The organism is Mycolicibacterium chubuense (assembly GCF_001044255.1).
Taxonomy (GTDB): domain Bacteria; phylum Actinomycetota; class Actinomycetes; order Mycobacteriales; family Mycobacteriaceae; genus Mycobacterium; species Mycobacterium chubuense.
In genome coordinates, this window is record NZ_JYNX01000019.1 from 124415 (window position 1) to 143256 (window position 18842).

Genomic DNA, 18842 nt, shown 5'->3' on the forward strand with positions numbered 1-18842 from the left:
TCTCGTAGTGGCTCCCACGCCTCGACGACGAAATTCTCTTTGGGTCGAGCGCCATACGCGGTTTGGAGCACTTCTGCTGACGATAATCCACCGTCGTCGACGAACAGGTGATCGGAGAGCTGATCGAGCAGCGACTCGGGCAAGTTCGACCAGCGGAATTTGTATCTAGGCACAGCGTGCCCGCCTAGTGAACGTCGGAAACACCCCCATGCTGACGCTAGCCACGAGCCTTAGTCGCGTCATCGGCCTGAGAGGGAGGTACTCGCCTATGCGCCGGCCCGTGGGCTCAAAGGTCACGACTGACCTGCTGCCGGTGCTAAGACGGCCGACAGCTCGTCAGGCGTGACAACCGTCCAACCTTCCGACTCGAGCTCGGCACGGTCGGCAGAACCGAGTCCGAAATCGCAGGCGAGGAAACGGTCCGGCCACGCGAACGAGATCGGAATGCCACCTGGGGTTTCGAAACCGAGCTCGGGCTTGGGAACACCTGCTTCCGCGAGCGCGAGCACCAGCTCCCGTTCGGCCCCGACAGCACTTGCATAGGTCGGCGCCCATTCCGGCGGCAGCGCGCCAGGAATCGCCGGCCCGGTGACGGCTTCGTCGATCGTGCCTTCGTTGTCAACCAGTCGCAGTAGGACCTGCTCTGCTGCCCCCCGTGACAGAGAGTCGTGATCGCGCTGGTTCTGATAACTGCGGAGGCATCCGTAGCACGACGTCTCGGGCCCGCACTCACATTCGCTGACACGGCGGAGTGCGACTCGCAGGACTCGCTCCAGGTTCTGCTCAACCTGCAACACATGTCCGGCACCTCCCGGCACGGCATCGAACAAGGTGATCGACCAGCGGTCCGCGCCCGACGGTGTAAGTGAGCCGCCGATATCTTCGCGGGCGATTTCCAGCGTCTCCGAAGCGGCTTCGACGATCGCATACATCGTCGAGAGCCACGCCGCGTGCGTGGGATACACCCCGAAAACGGTGACGTCGACGGAGAGAAGATCAGTCTCGTACGAATGAGCAAGATCGAGAAGCCGCTGGGGCCCAGTGCAGGGCAGATTCTTCAGGAGATGGTTGTGCTTCGGCGGCTTCTTAGGGCTTTTCAGCCTCTGCGACCCGTACCCACACCAGTCGCAGATCCAGTAGCCCATCTTGTTCGGTCCGTCGGCTAGAGCAATGAGTTGGCCACGCGGGCCGGCATTCACAAGGACTGATCCCCCGCTCATCGGCTTCATGTACGAGCGCACCTCAGGGGGTTGCGCCAGAACGTGCACATCTCCGCTCCACGCTCGGCGTGGCGGACGTGGGCCCGGTTTGGCCGGCTCAGGGGCCGCCACAAAACCAAACTCGGGAATGGTCAACCGACGCATCGCGGTCTGCGCGACCTCTCCGCAGTACTGACACTTCTCGTCTGCAGACTCGATGCCGTAGCGGAAGCCACCACACCTGTTACACACGTAGTAGTAGTACTCAACGAGGTCCTTGTGCGGAAGCCGGTAGATTCCACGGGATGTCCAAAGATGACCCCCTGCAACGATTTCAGCGTCAGGAGCGTACTCGTAGATCGCCTGGGAAAGATCGCGGCTCAGGTCGAGCAGGCCGCCCTTGGATTTGCCGGTCCCGAAGTTGGTCCGCAGCTCCACCGTATCGACCGGGAACCCGTATTTAGGCAGGACATTGTGATTAGCCAAAAAGCCAAGAAGATCACGCTCCCGCAGTGTCTTCCCAACTCGCTGGTAGCGCTGGGCCAGCGCGTGCTTGCCTTCGCTTGATGCTCGCTGTTCCAACTCGTACATTGTGTTTACCTGGTCTTCAAATTCCTTGCGCACAAGTTCAATGTGCTCGATGAGCAGGTTCGCCCAGGTGCCCGCGACCAGATCGATTTCCGCTGCAACCTCGGGCGGGAGAATCCGACCTAGTGCCTCGGTGATCCCCGGCGGAACCGGGGTCAGAAAGTCCCTCACAAGACTGGCAGAAGGTTCGTTTCCGTTCTGTTGCAGGAAAAACTCACCAGCCTTCCGGTCGATGCGACGCGCAGTTTCGAAAAGCCAGCGGAAGAACGCGGCCATGGCCACCGACTGCGCGTGCCGGCGGTCGATGCGTAGATTCGTGAGCGGAACGTAGGGTGCTCGAACGTGTCCGGCGATCATCACCTCGGGCTCGCTGAACCGCGTGAGGTCGTGGGACCGTCGCATCGCATAAGTAACTACTAGGGCCGCGGCCCCAGAGCGGCGACCCGCCCGTCCGGCTCTTTGGAGGTAGTTGGCTGTACTTGGCGGCATGTTCCGCAACATGACAGCTTGCAGTTCGCCGACGTCGACACCGAGTTCGAAGGTAGTCGAACATGAGAGCGCGTTGATCTCACCTCGTACGAACTGGTGCTGAATCGCGGCAGCTTCGGTGTTGACCCATTGCGCGGTGTGTTCCTTCGCCGCCATGGGAACCGCATTCATGGTGCGATAGAGAGTCCGGTAGTGATCGTGGTCGCCGTCCTCTTGGGGTGCGAACTCGTCGAGTACTCCGTCGCACCCGAGGGCCGGGCAGACGTTGCGGACCGAGAATGACGTCACCCGCCGGCAGGTCCCACACTGAAAGGCCGGGGCTGCGGCATTTACCCATCTGAGCCGCAGGCACTCGTGGTCGAGCTGGTACACCTGACCCAGCCCGGATTCGGTCGAGCTGACGAGCCAATCCACGGGCGTCTCGGGCCGCACGATGAATTCCCAGATACCCCTCAAGAGCGCTTCGGCGTCGTCACTCTTGTCGAGCGCGGCTAGGACTCGCCGGGTGTAGTCGACGCGTCGGTTCGTACCGCGTCCTGGTAGCCAGGACAACACCTTTCGAATAGCCTGCGGGCCCTCGCGTCGCACACGGATAGGCCCTAACCGAGGCGCAAAGATCTCATCGTTGGGAGGCACATCTTCGGGCATCGTCACCGCACCCTGTTGGCGGAGGGTGCGCACAAGCTCCTGAAGGAACGCCCACGCCTCTTCCTCGGCGAGCCCAAGCTGCAGCAGCGGCATCGGGGCGCGCCACCGAGGATCGCGATACATGGTCACACCGATAAGCCCGAGACCTTCCAAAGACTGGCGGTCGTCGGTTGCGAGCACTTCGGCCATGACCCACGGAGCAACGATGCGCGTCTGCTGTTGCGACGTCATTCGGCCCGGGAAGTGTTTGATGGCGGCCGCCTTCGCGCGGGTCTTAAACACGACGTCTTCTATTGCCACCTCCTCTTCATCCGCGCGCAGCGCCAGCATCCCCTGCGATATAAGCCGGCGGCGCTGCAGCCGGCCGTAGGAATCCTCAAGATAAGGGGCAAAGTACGCGGCAGATTGTCGACTGTCACTGAAGGCCAACAACTTTCGACCCTCGCCCGGCGACAGAGCGCCGTGAGGGTCGTCCGCAATCGGCAGATTCTGGTAGAGCGCGGTTGTAATGACCGCACCACTTGCATCGGATCCCGTCTCGAACACTCGGACCGTTGCCGCTCCACGAGCACCACACACAAGACAACCGGCGATCTCCTCGCCCCGCTGCTTCAACTTGCGAACTGGTCTCAGTTCCGAAGCGCCGCAGGCGGAGCAAGATTGCTCATTTGGTTGCGCGAGGACACCGCACCCCGTACACAACTTCGCCGCGTCACCCGATACCTCGCTGTTGTCATCGACGACAGCGGCTTCATCCTCATCGTCAAGGCCATCATGATCGCCTAGGACAAGCCAGATGCCCTTGCTGCCAGCTTTGCGGGGCCGCAGCCGGACTACGCCGCCCTCAGGCGTCGGGGTGCCGTAGACATGGACTGCGCCACACCGCTTGCACGAACCGATTTCGAAGACTGGGGCATCGCAGTCGGGACAAACCTCGTGTCGGGCCAAGTGGACGTGCGGGCCACGCGGAGACAGGCAGGTGAATGCACCTTCGGTCGCACGCAGAAAGAGGTGATAGCGCGCAGAAAGTGGCGTCGTACCATCGGCTTCTCGCAGAGAACTCGCTAAGTCCACCATGGCTGCCAGGCCGGCGGCGCTGTCTGCCGCTTCGTCAAAAGTCCGTCTGGCCACCGTGGTAAACGGTTGCGGCGCTTTCGCCAAGATTGCGCGCATCACGGAGAGTGACTTCTCGTGTGAAAGCGCGGTGGCTGCGGTGGATTCCGCCGCTTTGGACCAGCCCGCCTTCTGCGCGGCTTCGAGCACCGCGGCTCCGGGGTCGGGTTCATTCGCAAGCGCTTCGTATTCCGATGCCGATAGCGGCCCCCAGAAGGGCCCCGAAGGTGCGGCGACACGTTCCGCCATCACAACATCCTGGTAATCCGGGTTGTGTTGCGACCATTCGAAGGGTTGGCCGAACAAACTGGACGCAAATCGGGTGACGGCGGACGGGTCGGAGTCGCCGCCGACCGTCGCCGAAGTGGCGATGCACTGGATCGGGTGGGAGGGCGCGACGCGGTCCTGCACACGCCGCAAGAGCATCGCAATCTCGGCGCCTTGTGTGCCGTCGTACACGTGGGCTTCGTCGACGACGATGAATCGCCATTTTGACTGTTCGCCTGTCGCAAACAAGTCCATGTCCTGTGGCCGCAGCAGGAGGTATTCGAGCATCGCGTAATTCGTCAACAGAATGTGCGGTGGACTTTCCCGCATCTCTTGGCGACTGAGAATCTCGTTCGACAGTGTCGGCTCACCGATATTGAGCTCCGCGAACAATTCTCGCGCCTTCAGCGGATCGGTCTCGGTTTCGCCGGTGTACCGACCGAATGTGATGGCGGGGTATTCGGCAAGCAGCTGGCGAAGCCTCTTCATCTGGTCGTTGGCCAGCGCGTTCATGGGATAGAGCAGCAGTGCCCGCACACCGGGCCCAAGAATTCCGCGCTCCTGCTCACGCAACAACGCATCCAAGATCGGGATGAGGAAGGATTCGGTCTTACCCGAGCCGGTTCCCGTGGCGACCACTATGTTCCGGCCGCTGTTAACCTTCCTTATCGCCTGCTCTTGGTGGACGTAGAGGGGGCGGTCGAGGGGTAGGGCGTCGCTCGCGAGATCCACGAATCGCGGCGCCAAGACTCCCTCATCGATGAGTGTTGTCAGCGCTGATCCCGGCGCATAGGGCGGAGTGGCTTCGAGGTACGGCCCTTTGTCCAGCATGTCGGTGTTATCGATCGCGTGCCGCAGTGCTGCGTCGATCTTCGGGTCACGAACTGCGAGTAGCGATGACAGGTAACGGCGATACGTCGCCTTGATCGAATCGGACGTCGCGACGGCATCAATACTGGTGGTCATTGCGATACACCACTCTCTTGCTTCAATCGGGTGCCAACGGTCAACTCAGCGATGATCAAATCGATGGTGACGAGCTGAGGTGCGACCTCGGCAAGACCTGCCCATGCCCGCTGTTCCCTGAGCATCCACTTCTCGGCTTCTAGATGTCCTCGTGCAGCGTGTCGTGCGGCTAGGGCGAAAGCCATCGAGATTGCGGGCACAACGCGCCACCCATCATCTCGGCTATGGTAGCGGCGGGCCTCAAATGCCTTCTGAGTCTTGGGATCCCCAATCATCCGCATGAGTCTCTCGCTCTCCGTCAACACGCTGCGCGCGTGTCGCATCAGCCATTCAAGCCGTGGGTCACGCCGCTTAGCGACGAAGTCCATCGCTGCAAGGACACGAGAATCCGCCGACAGAAGGCCTTGAGGAATCAAGCCCGCTGCGTGAATGAATTGCTCGCGTAGCAGTGGGTTCTGGTCTAGCAGCTCGGCAGAATCGTCCAGGCGGCCAGCACTCGCATATGGATCCTGACCGTCTAACAGACCATTCACGGCGTCGCCACAAACACTGATTGCGGCGTCGATCTCTTCGTCGGACCACAGCGAGTCTGCCGCTGACAGCAATGCGGCGGGAAGTGCTCCGCGCTTCGTCCATGGCGGCGCAGAGGTTTCATGCGCCTCTGCCAAGTTTGCCCAGGCTAAGCCTGAGCGAACCATCAGAGTCGGGATTGTGTCGCTTGGAGCCTCCGAACTCGACAGAGCGGCTAGTGCTGCCGCCGGGTTCGCATAAACCTCGGTATCGATTGCCTCAGAGACTTCGGCGATCCGCGCCCCAAGTCCCAACGATGGCAACAAAGCTCTTGCTGTCCATAACCGAACGAAGTCGACTATCTCGACAGGTTGTGAGTTATCGCCCGCAAGAAACATCGAAATGGCGGTTTCCTCGACGTCACCGTCGGTCACCCACCCTTCAGCTTCCACCAATCTGGACTTGCCTGCGAGTGGCCAATCAGGCGTCGGGAGGGGTATCCAAGGGTCGTCAACACGCGCCATCACGCGTATCGGGCCCGCGTCAACCAACCAGGGGGGCAACGCAACTCGACCATCGACAACGGGGACACAAGCGGGCTCGCGCCATGGAGCGCGAGTAGCAAACAGATAGGCGCTGAGACCCTCGACAGCGACACAATCCAGAAGTACGAGCTCGTCGCCGTCGAGCTCGATTCCGGTGAAGAGCGTCCGCGGCCTCACGTTCGCAACAACCAGTGCGCCGTCCTCGCTGAGCGCGAGCGTGACCTGTGGGCAATCCCTCAGCGTGTCGACAATCTCTGCGAAGTCAAACCGATATACGCCGGCTCGACCTCCGCGCGCTGCGAGCGATTGGACTACAACATTGTTCGCGATGAGGTGCAACGCTGGCTCTGCGCTAGCGCCGATATCAAGAAGCAGCTCGCCGGGAGTGTCCTGCATGTCCTCTCGCACAAGCGACAGCGGCCGAACCGACGGACTCATCGTGAGTCGTGCACTTTGATAAGCAACTGTCATGTGCGGTGGCACAATGGCAAGTGAACGGTACTGCGACTGCGCACCGGCCCGAATTACTTGTTCTCGCTTACGGGCATCGAAGTCCAACTGGCTGCGCGACAGCTCAACGCCGTCGGCAACCCGCACATTCGCGACGCACGGCAGTAGGCCGCCCGGTACGAAGCGGCGCCAACCCGGTGTGCAAGCAACTGCCAGTCCTTCGACAACTGTGAAGCTTCTGGTCGCCCCACGCCCCCATGGCCCGCGAACGCGAATGGTGTAATCACCGACGAGCGGGCGAGGCACTTTTTCCCAGAGCTGGTTGGGTCCCTCGTCTGAGGCAACCCGATGCCTCGCAATCACTTCCCCCGCTGTGTCGTGCAACGTGACGTCCCATTCGGCCTTGGACATGTTGGCCGGCACCGTAATGCGCGGCAACTCAGCGAGGACAGGTAAGCCGCTGGTCGTTCGAACGCCGCGTACAGGAGCTGCTGCGTCGATGCGAGCGGCATCAAACTTCCTGACTGTCCGAGTACTGCCGCCCAACGAGACTGACACGGCGTCACTCATGTCTGCTTGAACTAAACAGAATCCCGACCACCGCGGTGGTAGCGGGCTTTCGGCGACAATTTGAAACGATCCCGCAATCCGCAGGGACTCGAGATCGCCGGGGAACAACAGCCAAACCCTGGCTGCCGGGAGAGGCAAGCCGCGCGGTATCAGCTCGCAATCTTCGCCGAAGACAAGCAAAGGATCCTCATCGTCCACAACACTCAAGGAGAGCTGCAGGTGTTCACTACGAGCAAGCGCAACTGATGCCGAACGCACCGGCCTGCCGAGTGCCACGTCTGTTTGTGGAGCCGGCTCCGTAGAACCGGGCCAAAGCGACTCTGTCGCAACACGCTGGGTGTCCTCGTCGAGTACGACTATCCAGACAGCCCTTCCGTCCGGCGCGTCTCCGACAGGCGGCAATCTGAGAATCAGACCCTGCCCGAATGGATCGAGCACCAACCGCGGCCTCAGATCGGAATTGTCCTGCCGCACCCGCCCTGGCATAGACACATAGTCAATTGCTCGCTGCTGGTGCAGCTGTTCTGCCACGTCCCAAAACCGCTGCGGTAGAAGCACGTCTCCTGCGGATAGTCCAGCGGTGACGGCGTCAAGCAGGTCGAACGTACGGTCCGCAACGTCCACCGCGAATTCATCGCCGAAGCGAACGAACCTTTGAACAGGAACGTCGACGTTCTTGAATCCCGAACCTGAAGACACCTTGGCCGAAGCCCAAGAGATGAATTCTTCGGGCGTCAATCCGGGAGTTGTGCTGCGCTTCCAGGAGATGATTCTGAAGAAGTCACCGAGGCAATACGTCGGGATTCCCGCGTGAAGAAGAATCCTCCCTACGTACCTGGACCCGGCATCTTCGTTCTTGTCAAAGGTCGGCAGACCTAACCTGCGTAGATTGTCGAGGAAAGCCTTGCCCCAGGCCGGCTGAAAAGAAGGGTCTGGGTCGATGTCAATCAGACCGAGCAACTTCGGCCAGAACGTCGCTCGCTCGTAGTGCTCAGCAGCAACGCCGGCAGTTGCTAGCACATGAACCGACGGCCATCGACGCAGCATCAATTCGCCGGCCATTCCCGGCCCAACGTCCGCATACAGGCGCCCGAGTACTTTGAGCGAACGTTCGCGGTGGTGGACCGCGATGTCATCAAGCACCTCAGCGGCGAGCGAAGCTAGGTCAATGCGCTTTCGCCAGGTGCGTTCGCAGATATCGAGGAACTCGCGCGGCGATACCTTGCGCTTTGCCGCCGGCTCAGACATTGCTCGCCCCCTCGACCAGCGCTGCCCCGGCATAGCACCGTGCCATATCAGCCTCCCCCGAAGCTCTCGGCCTTTCCGTGAGCCCCACACATTCGCACAAGGCGCCGACAACTACGCGGAATAGTCCGCGCACTTTGGCTCGAACATCACGAAACGTCCCGAACGGCCTCGATATGGGTGTGATCAACCCGCTAACCCTTGCAACCAGCCAACGCATTCCTCCCGTACGCCTCCTCTAAGCGCGTACCCAGAAGCGCCGTTCTCACCCTGGCGGAGGAGCAATCAACAACATGGCACATCTTGACACAGAGTCGCTGGCCACACGTTCGCTAACCCAAATAACGCCGCCGATTGCATACTGGAACTCTCTGTCGACCGCAGTCGCCGACCGCGGATCAAGTGTAAATACCAGCTCAGCGGTGTTTCAGCGCATGGCTCCGACTGTGCTGATCCTTGTATCGCTGGCGATTCGACTCCGAGCCACAGCGCCGACTTCAGGTCCGAGTTGTTTGCCATCCACAGGCTCACATCGATACTTTTGAGGACATCCGCCCAGTATGGATGTCCAGGCAGTTTCTAGGAATCGGGGATCACCCTTAACTTGCAGCAATCGGTCGTCGACGTGGTGGGCACGCCGGTCGCACCGTGAGTTCGTCGACCAGCGCATTCCGGGCCCTTCCGGAGCCCCAGGTGGGTACCGTAAACCCACTACTCGCACTTCACCGGAGGACGTGGGGCGATGGCGGGCGAGATCGCGTACGAGCTGGCAGCCGCCGGGTTCGACGACGCCATCGAAGTGGGCCGGGGCGGTGGCGGCGTCGTCTACCGCTGCCACCAGCAGTCGCTCGGGCGCACCGTCGCGATCAAAGTCCTCGCGTCCAACCTGGACCAGGACGACCAGGAACGTTTCCTGCGCGAGGGCTACGCGATGGGCGGACTGTCGGGCCACCCGAACATCGTGAACATCCTGCAGGTCGGAATGACCGAACGGGATCGGCCCTTCATCGTCATGCCCTTCCACTCACGAGGTTCGCTCGCCGACCAGGTGCGGCGGCAGGGCCGCATCCCGTGGCCCGACGCCCTGCGCATCGGCGTGAAACTGTGCGGCGCGCTCGAAACCGCGCACCGCACAGGCACTTTGCATCGCGACATCAAACCCGCCAACGTCCTCGTCAACGACTACGGCGACCCGCAGCTCAGCGACTTCGGCACCGCTCGCATCGTCGGCGGCTACAAGACGGTGACCGGGTTCTTCACCGGCACGCTGTCCTACACCGCACCGGAGGTGCTCACCGGCAAGCCGCCGACCGTCGAGGCCGACGTCTACTCCCTCGGCGCCACGCTCTACGCGCTGATCGCCGGCCAGGCCGCCCACGATCGCAACACCGACGAGGAGCTGATCGCCCACTACCTCCGGATCACCTCCCAGCCGGTCCCGGACCTGCGCGACCACGGCATCCCGTCCGACGTGTGCTCGGCGATCGAGAAGGCGATGTCGCTCGACCCGGCCGAGCGGTTCGACTCGGCTGCCCAGATGGGCCGCGCCCTCCAGGAAGCTCAGCGGCACAACGGGTTGACCGCCGACGCGATGGCGATCGGTGAGCCGCCCCCTCCCCCCGCGGAACCGGAAGGCACACAGGCACTTCCGTTCTCCGAACCCTCCCACCCGACCGTCACGCCACCCCTACCGCCGGCGCCCCCACCGCCACCCCCGTCGCCCGACATGGTCGCCCGCAGCCCGTCGAACCCGCCGTCGGTCCCCCCTCCCCCGATGCCCGCCGCACCGAAGAACCGCAAGAAGACTCTGATCGCGCTCGCCGCCGCGGCGGCCGTGGTGCTGCTGGTCATCGGCGCCGTCGTCATCGTCGCGACGAACCGCGACACCACCAGCGACGCGACCGCCACCTCCTCAGCGCGGCCGACCGCCGAAGCGCAACCCGGGTGGCGGCCGATCGCCGACGCCCGCAAGGCCCTCGATGCGGCGGCGGCCACGCAGTCCGACGGCACCATCTGGATCTTCGGCGGCATGGGCGCCGACAACCGGGTCAGCGGCGCCCACGAGGGGTACGACCCGGCGATCGACAGCTGGAAGGGCGGCGAAGCCCTGCCGGTGCCGGTGCAGCGGGCGATGTCGGTGACGTGGCAGGACACCCCCGTCGTGCTCGGCGGCTGGCGCACCGAGGGCGCCAACACCAAAGTCGCCACCGACCAGGTGTGGCGCGTGGTCAACAGTCGCTGGGTGCAGTTGCCGCCGCTGCTGCAGCCGCGCGCCGCGGGGGCCGCCGCCGTGGTGGGCGACCGCATCGTCGTCGCCGGCGGAGTGGACGCCGACGGCAAAGTGCTCGACACCACCGAGGTGTTCGACGGCACCGCGTGGACGCTCGGCGCACCGATGCCGACGCCGCGGCAGCTGCTGGCTGCGGCATCGGACGGCAAGCTCGTCTACGCGGTTGGCGGCACAAGCGGCGCGGACCTGGCGACCGTCGAGGCGTACGACCCGGCCGCGAACACCTGGACGGCCATGCCCCCACTTCCCCAGCCGCGCAGCGACTTCGGGGTCGCGGTCACCGACGCCCGGCTGGTGGCGGTCGGCGGCACTGCCGCGGGGCGGCCCCTCAAGACGGTGTCCGCGCTCGACCTGACGACGGCCACGTGGTCCGACCTGCCGGACCTCGGCACCGCGCGGCACGGCGCGGCCGTGGCGGCCGTCGGCAAAACGGTGTACGCGATCGGCGGGTCGACCGGCCCGGGCGACGGCCAGGCCACATCGTCGGCCGAAGCACTGAAACTCGCGCCACGCACGCCGCAACCCGCGGCACAGTGGCGGTCACTGCCGGACGCGCCGACGCCGCGCTTGATGACGGCGTGGACCGTGCTGAACGACAAGATCTGGCTCATCGGCGGAATCCGCGACGGCGAGACCTTGCAGACCGTCGAGACATACGACCCCGCGACCCAACAGTGGCAGCCGCAGCAGTCGCTGCCGATCCCGCTGAACCACGCGGCGGCGGCGACCTACCGCGGCGAGGTCGTGGTCATCGGCGGCGCCACCGACACGATCACGCAGGCGTCGGACAAGGTGTTCGCGTTCCGCGACAACACCTGGGTCGAGCTGCCGAGCCTGCAGCACGCGCGGGCGGCGTCCGCGGCGGCGGTGGTCGACGACAAGCTCGTCGTCGTCGGCGGCCAGAACGACAAGCAGATCGTGCCGCAGACCGAGGTCTTCAACGGCACATCGTGGACACAGGCGGCCGACATGCCCACGCCCCGTGAGCATCTGGCGGCAGTATCGGACGGCGTCTACGTGTACACCGTCGGTGGGCGCTTCCTCAGCGCCGACGAGAACTCCGGGGCCTTCGAGCGGTTCGATCCGGCGTCCGGGAACTGGGAGAAGCTGCCGGACATGCCAACCCCGCGCGGCAGCTTCGGCGCCGCGTTCATCGACGGCCGCATCGTGGTGGTCGGCGGCGAGGAGCCGACTCGGGTGCTGCCCACCGTCGAGATCTACGACATCGCCAACCGCAAGTGGAGCACCCAGGCGCCCATCAACACCCCCGTGCACGGCGAAGCGGTCGCGGCGGTCGGCAACACCGTTTACAGCATCGGCGGCGCCGATCGGCCGACCCACGAAGGGCCGGTGGCGACCGTCGAGGCGCTGGACTTCACGTAGTGCTGTCGCGCAGCTGCGCGAGCGTCACCGCACCCCGGCGCAGCGCCTCGTTGGCCAGCCGCACCCGCCGGTCGCCCTCGCTGGGAATGGCGAACTTGTCGTAGAGGTTCTGCAGGTGCTGTTTGACGGCGGCCTCGGTGACATAGAGCTCGCCGGCCATCGCCCGGACCGACGCGGGCTCGGGGAACGGGTCGTCGGAGACCAGCGGGCGGCACAACACCACGAGCACGTCGTACTCCCGCCGGGTCAGCCGCGGCGGCCCCTCGACGGGCGCGGCGGAGACGGTCGCCTCGTCGCGGCCGCCGGCGGCGGACTCGCGCACCATCCAGAAGATCAATCGAGACTTGCCGACCCGCACCTCGTCGCCGGAGTGCAGGACGCGTTCCGCGGTGAGCTTCTCTCCGTTGAGGTAGGTGCCGTTGCGGCTGCCCATGTCACGGATCGACCATGCGGCCCCGAGGTTTTCGAACACGGCGTGCAGCCGCGACACCGTGGCGTCGTGCTCGAGAGCGATGTCGTTGCCCGAGGCCTTGCCGAGGGTCACGCGTTGGCCGGCCAGGGGCACGAGCTCCCGGCCGGACGGCGTGAAGACTTCCAGGTGGGAAGACATGGCATCGATTCTGGCGTAGCGAGACGGTTCATGGACGGCGAACGCGACTCGGCCCGTCACCGTGGTGGCGACGGGCCGAGCCGGGGAGGGGATCAGGGCTGAGCGAGGACGGGCGCGCGGTTGATCACCGGCGGCCGGAAGACGCTGCCGCCACCGGACTCCGTCGGCTGGAAGACGCCACCGTTCTTGGGCCCCGTCGGTTGGAAGACGCTGCCGCGGCTGGGCGCCGTCGTGACGACGATCGTGCCGCCGCGGCAGCTGACGATCTTCCCGTCGACGAAGACGTCCTGGCCGTCGTCGATCGGGATCGGGTAGCCGTCCGCGTCGGTGTAGGTGCAGCCGCCACCGGGGGTGGGCTCGTTGTCGGTGGCGAAGGCGGTGGCCGGAGCGACCGCGAGGACGGCGAAGGCGCCGAGGATGGTGGCGGCGTACTTGAGGCCCCTGCGGGTGGTCGATGCGCTCATGATGGTTTCCTCTCGGGTGGAGCTGGGTTGTTCTGCTGTTGAGAGGAATACTGCTGCTCAGAGGCCTACGCCGTAATCGCCGGCAAGCCAGAGTCCAGTGCCGGGGAAGGAAGAGTTTCCTTCCCCTGAGGTAAGGCAGTCGACCGTTGAGGGTGCGCTCACGGCGGCGAAATCGGCGAAATGTGCGCCGTCAGCGCAGTCTGAACGTCTGGCTCAGGAAACCGCTGAGCCGAGTTCCGCGTAGACCGCGGCTTCGAAGCCGAGGATCGTCTCGACCACCTTGTCGTCGAAGAACGGCAGCAGCTGCGTCGCGATCACCGCGCCGATCCCCGCCTTGCGGTCGATCCAGAAGAAGCTGTTGAACAGCCCCGACCAGTCGGCCGACCCGGCGCTGCGCATGCCGGGCAGGTCGATCAAGTACAGGTGGAACCCGAGGCCCCAGCCCTGGGGGACATCGAGCAACTGGACCGGCTTGGTCAGCTCGGGGATGGTCGGCTCCATCTCCTTCGGCAGTGGCGCCCCGTCGAGGTGATCCCGCAGCGCCAGGTCGACCGTCTCCTCCTTCAAGATGCGCGCGCCGTCGAGCTCACCGCCGGTGAGCCAGGCACGCACGAAACGCCCGTAGTCGGCGACCGTCCCGTAGGACCCGTGCCCCGCGGCGTCCCACTCCGGCTCGGCCGGCAGGTCGAGATCGGTTGCCAGCAGGCCACCGTCCGGCGCCCGGAAACGGATGGGCAGCAACCGCGCGCGCTGCTCGTCGCTCGGGTCGAACGTCGAGTCCTTCATACCGAGCGGACCGTAGACGTGCTCGGCGAGGTAGTCGGCCAGCGTCTGGCCGCTGACGGCCTCGACGAGCATGCCCAGCCAGTCGGTGCTGACGCCGTACTCCCACACCGTGCCGGGATCGTGGACCAACGGGGCGCTGAGGCTCTGCTTGATGCCCTCGAGCGGGTTGGGAAAGTTGTGCTCGTTGCAGTAGGCGAAGAGCTTGTGGTTGAGGAAGTGATAGCCGCAGCCGGCCGTGTGGTTCATCAGTTGCCGGACAGTCGCCTGCGTGGTGGGCGCCCGCAGGACCGGCTCAAGGCCGTCGACGTGGTCGAGCACCTGGAGTTCGCCGAACTCGGGCACGATCGACGCCACGGTCGCGTCCAAGTCGACGCGCCCCTGCTCGACGAGCTGCAGCGCTGCGGTGGTGGCGACGGCCTTGGTCATCGACGCGTTGCGGAACATGCTGTCCGGCTTCGCATCTCCGGCGGCATGCTCATAGAGGACGCCGTCACGGCCGACCACCGTCGCGGCGACACCATGCAGCGCCCCGTCGGCGGTCACACCGTTCAGAAGATCGTCGATCCGCTCGAAACCCATCCCACGCTCCTCAGCTGTCACTGGATACGTGCGCCATCATCGCACTGTGGCTTCCCGTTGAGGCTGCGTCAGCGCAGCCGAGATGTCCGACAGCGACACCGTCAGCGCAGCCTGAACATCGTCGGCGTGCTCCTGCGGTGTTGACCGTTCGAGGAAGCGCAGCAGTTCGACGGGGAAGGGCAGCACCAGTGTCGAGTTCTTCTCCGCGGCCACCTCGACCACCGTCTGCAGCAGCCGCAGTTGCAGCGCCGAGGGCTGCTCGGACATCACCGCGGCGGCCGCGGCGAGCTTCTGCGAGGCCTGCAATTCGCCGTCGGCGGTGATGACCCGGGCCCGCCGCTCCCGCTCCGCCTCGGCTTGCCGGGCGATCGATCGCTTCATCGAGTCGGGCAGGATCACGTCCTTGATCTCGACGCGGTCGATGTGGATGCCCCAACCGAGCGCCGGGCTGTCGATCATCAACTCCAGGCCCTCGTTGAGGTGCTCCCGGTTGGACAGCAGATCGTCGAGGTTGCTCTTGCCGATGATGGACCGCAGCGATGTCTGCGCGACCTGCCCTATCGCCGACATGTAGTCCTGGACGTCGACGGCCGCCCGCACCGGATCGGCCACCTTGAAGTAGATCACCGCATCCACCCGGACGGTCACGTTGTCGCAGGTGATGCCGTCCTGGGCCGGCACCGGCATCGTGATGATCTGCATGTTCACCTTCTGCAGATGATCGGCGACCGGGATCAGCAGTCTCAGCCCGGGCTCGCGCACCCGGGATTGCACCTTGCCGAACCGGAACACCACACCGCGCTCGAACTGCTGGATCACGCGCACGCTGGTCCCGAGAATCGAGAGCAGTGTCAGGGTGACCGCGCCGGCCACCACGTAGAGGGTGATCATCATGCCCCCGGCTACACAGCCGGAGTCACGTCGCGGCTCGCGTCCGTCGCGTGCGCGGCCGGCCGATGGCGCTCCGGCGCCCAGCCGACGTACGTCAGGTACACACCGATCAGCGCGGCCACGCCGCACACCGCCACCCACCACGCCGTCGCACCGATCATGCTGTCGGCCAACGACATCAACGTATCGGGGAAGAACAACAGCAACACCGCGCGGACGACGATCAGCCAGCCCAGCGCCGAGACGATGATGGCCGCGGGTCCGTGCCAGTACTGATGCAGGGCGACGACGACAAGGCCGGCGATCAGGATGAACGCACCCGATATCCACGGCCACGCCGAGGACGACGAGAAGTCCGACAGCAGCGCCGGCATATGCGACGCTCGCAGCACGGCCGCGAGGTCGACGATCACCAGGAAGGGTCCGAGCACACGGGCGAACATCCGCGTCCTGTCGTGGACCTGTTGAGACGTGTTCATTGCAGTGACCTCCATCCGACGGACGGCTCAGTCCGCCGGTCCGGACAACGCCGTCCCGTCAGATCCATCAGAGCACCGGGTTCTCTTCGGTGATAGGGACGGAAGTCACCAGGTTGCCGTTCATGCTGGACGGAGGGTCTCCGTCGTGCCACCGTGGACACAGCTGCACAGCATCTGAGGAGGTGCCGGCCATGGAACAGACCCAGGCGCATCAGGAGTGCCCCGACTGTCATGCGCTCACAGCAGATTTGGCGGCCCACAAGCAGTGGCATTCTCGGCTCGTCCACGACATCGCCACCGCGGTCGACAAAGACGCCAAACGTCGGGTGGGCACTCAATAACCATCCACCTGCCAAGCTGTTTCCATGCGCCATCTCGTCTTCGTCGAGCCGGGACGGCTCGAATGGCAGGACGCCCCCGACCCCGAGCCGGGTCCCGGGCAGGCCGTCGTCCGTCCGCTCGCCGTCGCCCGCTGTGACCTCGACCCCGCGATGGCCGGCTTCGGTATCTTCCCCGGCCCCTACCCCGTCGGCCACGAGATCGCCGGCGAGGTCGTCGCCGTCGGCGACGGCGTCACCCACATACAAGAAGGACAGCGTGTCGCCGTGCCGTTCCAGGTCTCGTGCGGCCGATGCACCCCCTGCACCGGCGGCCGCTACGCAGCCTGCGACCCCTACTACGCACGCGCCGGCGCCGCCTTCGGGTTCGGCGAATCCGGCGGTGGTCACGGCGGCGGCCTCGCCGACCTGCTGCTCGTCCCCGACGCCGACCACCTCCTCGTTCCCGCGCCGGAGTCGATCAGCGCCATCGCGCTCGCCACCATCCCCGACAACGTCATCGACGCCTACCGCACCGTCGTCGACGGCCTGCGCGCGCGCCCCGGCGCCGACGTCCTCATCGTGGGCGGTGACGCCCCCTCGATCAGCCTCTACACCATCCTCTGCGCGCGGGCCCTCGGCGCAGGCACCGTCCGCTACGTCGACAACGATCCGCAGCGCCTTGCCGCCGCGGCCGACCTGGGCGCCGACGTCATTGACGTCGGTCCGCAGTTCCCCCGCCGGCTCGACCGCGCGCCGATCGTGGTCGGCGCCTCGCTCAGCGTCGACGGGTTGCACTGCGCGATCCGTTCCACCGAGCCGTACGGGCGCCTCACCGTGGTGACGATCCACTTCTCCGCCGCGACGCCGCTGCCGATGCTCGAGATGTACACCCGCGGCATCACCCTGCACACCTCCCGCGCCGACTCCCGGCGCTACCTTCCCGATGTCCTCGAGCTCGTCGCCGCGGGCACCATCGATCCGCTCGAGGTGCCGACCACGCTCGTCAACTGGGACGACGCCGCCGACCACTGGCTCGAACCGGCGCTCAAGCTCGTCGTCACGCGCTGAGGCTCGCCTGACCGTCGGCTCAGTCAGTAAGCCCGTCGAATGGTCCGTCGGCGAGACCATACCGTTGTATGACCGCCCGCCACAGCATCTTTCGCTACCCACCGGTAACGATGGGATGTTGCGAGACGATGACAAGGACTACCAGCAGCCCTGCATGACGCGATTGACAGCTAAGGTATCCCCCTATGTCCCCGCACGCCCGCCCGGCGGCACGCATCAGCCAAACCTGCGCTGACACCGCCTACTTCGCTCAGGCGTCAAGTGGCACAGCATGCCGTGAATTATTCACACGGCTAACACGGCTGCCACCGTTCGCTCACACTCCTCTCCTGGGTGTCAAACCATGATCGACACCGGCGCAGCCATCGTGGGCACCGGCCTGATGGGCCGGGTGCACGCAGAAGCGTTGGCGCGCATCGGCGTTCCGGTGGTCGGCGTGGTCGGATCAAGCCCGGACCGCGCCGCCGCCTCCGGACTGGGCGCCTACTACTGCAGCTTCGAGGAGATGCTCGACGACCCCCGCGTCCGCTCCGTCCACATCTGCTCCCCCAATCATCTCCACTACGCCCAGGCGATGGCCGCTATGCGCGCAGGCAAGCACGTCATCTGCGAGAAGCCGCTCGCCCTCACCCCCGCCCAAGCCAGTGACATCGTCACCGCCGCAAAGGATTTCGGCGTCGTCAATGCCGTTTGCTTCATCTCCCGCCTCTACCCGCTGTGCCAGCAGGCCGCGCAGAGCGTCCGCGCCGGCGACCTCGGATCCCTGCGACTTGTCACCGGGTCCTACCTCCAGGACTGGCTGTCCAAGGAGACCGACACCAACTGGCGCCTCGACCCCGAACTCGGTGGCCCGCTGCGCACCGTCAGCGACATCGGTTCGCACTGGCTCGATCTCGCCGGCTTCATCAGCGGCCAGCGCGTCGAATCCGTGATGGCCGACCTCACCACCGCCCTGCCCGAGCGGTCCAGCACCGAGGACACCGCCGGCATCCTGCTCCGCTTCGACGGCGGCGCCCGCGGCGTCCTCACCCTCTCCCAGGTGTCCCCCGGCCGCAAGAATCAGCTCGCCGTCGAGCTCAGTGGATCCGGCGCGTCGCTGCGCTGGGACTCCGAGAACCCCGAGCAGCTGTGGACCGGTCACCGCGACCAGCCCAACCAACTTCAGCTGCGCGACACGGGCGACTACCCGGCCGGCCACGTCCAGGGCTACCCCGACGCGTTCAAGGCGTTCTTCCGGGCCGTCTACGAGGCCATCGACGCCGACGAACCCCCGGCCCAGCCGGCCTACCCCACCTTCGCCGACGGCTTCGAGCAGGTGCTCGTCGCCGAGGCCGTCGCCGAGAGCGCCCGGCTGGAGACCTGGGTCTCCGTCCAGCGCTGAC

At 65.2% G+C, this 18842-nt stretch carries 10 protein-coding genes; 3 read left to right on the forward strand and 7 right to left on the reverse strand.

The annotated features are described in order from the left end of the window. Window positions 1–293: 293 nt before the first annotated feature. Together MCHUDSM44219_RS04715 and MCHUDSM44219_RS29735 are read right to left on the reverse strand one after the other, a co-directional pair. Entirely contained in the window at window positions 294–5270 is a 4977-nt protein-coding gene (locus tag MCHUDSM44219_RS04715) for a DEAD/DEAH box helicase (protein ID WP_048417059.1), read from the reverse strand. Next, window positions 5267–8593 (reverse strand): hypothetical protein, encoded by a 3327-nt coding sequence (locus MCHUDSM44219_RS29735; RefSeq protein ID WP_131722283.1) that lies wholly within the window; start codon window positions 8591–8593, stop codon window positions 5267–5269. Before MCHUDSM44219_RS29735 ends, MCHUDSM44219_RS04715 begins: the two co-directional genes overlap by 4 nt. 739 nt (window positions 8594–9332) lie before the next feature. Between MCHUDSM44219_RS29735 and MCHUDSM44219_RS04720 the strand changes: the two genes are divergently transcribed. Beyond that, window positions 9333–12263, forward strand: a complete 2931-nt coding sequence (locus MCHUDSM44219_RS04720; RefSeq protein ID WP_048417060.1) for a Kelch repeat-containing protein — start codon at window positions 9333–9335, stop codon at window positions 12261–12263. On the opposite strand, the gene MCHUDSM44219_RS04725 is transcribed toward MCHUDSM44219_RS04720, so the two are convergent. From MCHUDSM44219_RS04725 to MCHUDSM44219_RS04745, 5 genes are all read right to left on the reverse strand, one after another. Continuing rightward, the gene (locus MCHUDSM44219_RS04725) at window positions 12256–12873 is read right to left on the reverse strand and encodes an FHA domain-containing protein (protein ID WP_048417061.1); all 618 of its coding nucleotides are present in this window, start codon (window positions 12871–12873) and stop codon (window positions 12256–12258) included. The genes MCHUDSM44219_RS04720 and MCHUDSM44219_RS04725 overlap by 8 nt on opposite strands. 92 nt (window positions 12874–12965) lie before the next feature. Next, window positions 12966–13337 (reverse strand): hypothetical protein, encoded by a 372-nt coding sequence (locus tag MCHUDSM44219_RS04730; protein ID WP_048417062.1) that lies wholly within the window; start codon window positions 13335–13337, stop codon window positions 12966–12968. A gap of 213 nt (window positions 13338–13550) precedes the next feature. After that, window positions 13551–14702 (reverse strand): serine hydrolase domain-containing protein, encoded by a 1152-nt coding sequence (locus tag MCHUDSM44219_RS04735; protein WP_048417063.1) that lies wholly within the window; start codon window positions 14700–14702, stop codon window positions 13551–13553. 36 nt (window positions 14703–14738) lie between these two features. After that, a complete protein-coding gene (locus tag MCHUDSM44219_RS04740) occupies window positions 14739–15593 on the reverse strand; it encodes an SPFH domain-containing protein (RefSeq protein ID WP_048417118.1) in 855 nt (284 codons plus the stop codon). Window positions 15594–15604: 11 nt separating this feature from the next. Next, entirely contained in the window at window positions 15605–16072 is a 468-nt protein-coding gene (locus tag MCHUDSM44219_RS04745) for a membrane protein (RefSeq protein ID WP_048417064.1), read from the reverse strand. A 365-nt stretch (window positions 16073–16437) separates the two neighbouring features. On the opposite strand from MCHUDSM44219_RS04745, the gene MCHUDSM44219_RS04750 reads away from it, so the two are divergent. Together MCHUDSM44219_RS04750 and MCHUDSM44219_RS04755 are read left to right on the forward strand one after the other, a co-directional pair. Beyond that, entirely contained in the window at window positions 16438–17460 is a 1023-nt protein-coding gene (locus tag MCHUDSM44219_RS04750; RefSeq protein ID WP_048417065.1) for a zinc-dependent alcohol dehydrogenase, read from the forward strand. A 343-nt stretch (window positions 17461–17803) separates the two neighbouring features. Next, window positions 17804–18841: a Gfo/Idh/MocA family protein gene (locus tag MCHUDSM44219_RS04755; RefSeq protein WP_048417066.1), complete on the forward strand. Its 1038-nt coding sequence runs from the start codon at window positions 17804–17806 to the stop codon at window positions 18839–18841. Window position 18842: the final 1 nt, after the last annotated feature.

Bases quoted from the DNA above. Each gene is read 5' to 3' on its own strand.
- MCHUDSM44219_RS04720 (WP_048417060.1), top strand. From the start codon at position 9,333: ATGGCGGGCGAGATCGCGTACGAGCTGGCAGCCGCCGGGTTCGACGAC.
- MCHUDSM44219_RS04745 (WP_048417064.1), bottom strand. From the start codon at position 16,072: ATGAACACGTCTCAACAGGTCCACGACAGGACGCGGATGTTCGCCCGT.
- MCHUDSM44219_RS29735 (WP_131722283.1), bottom strand. From the start codon at position 8,593: ATGTCTGAGCCGGCGGCAAAGCGCAAGGTATCGCCGCGCGAGTTCCTC.
- MCHUDSM44219_RS04740 (WP_048417118.1), bottom strand. From the start codon at position 15,593: ATGATCACCCTCTACGTGGTGGCCGGCGCGGTCACCCTGACACTGCTC.
- MCHUDSM44219_RS04750 (WP_048417065.1), top strand. From the start codon at position 16,438: ATGCGCCATCTCGTCTTCGTCGAGCCGGGACGGCTCGAATGGCAGGAC.
- MCHUDSM44219_RS04725 (WP_048417061.1), bottom strand. From the start codon at position 12,873: ATGTCTTCCCACCTGGAAGTCTTCACGCCGTCCGGCCGGGAGCTCGTG.
- MCHUDSM44219_RS04755 (WP_048417066.1), top strand. From the start codon at position 17,804: ATGATCGACACCGGCGCAGCCATCGTGGGCACCGGCCTGATGGGCCGG.
- MCHUDSM44219_RS04735 (WP_048417063.1), bottom strand. From the start codon at position 14,702: ATGGGTTTCGAGCGGATCGACGATCTTCTGAACGGTGTGACCGCCGAC.
- MCHUDSM44219_RS04730 (WP_048417062.1), bottom strand. From the start codon at position 13,337: ATGAGCGCATCGACCACCCGCAGGGGCCTCAAGTACGCCGCCACCATC.
- MCHUDSM44219_RS04715 (WP_048417059.1), bottom strand. From the start codon at position 5,270: ATGACCACCAGTATTGATGCCGTCGCGACGTCCGATTCGATCAAGGCG.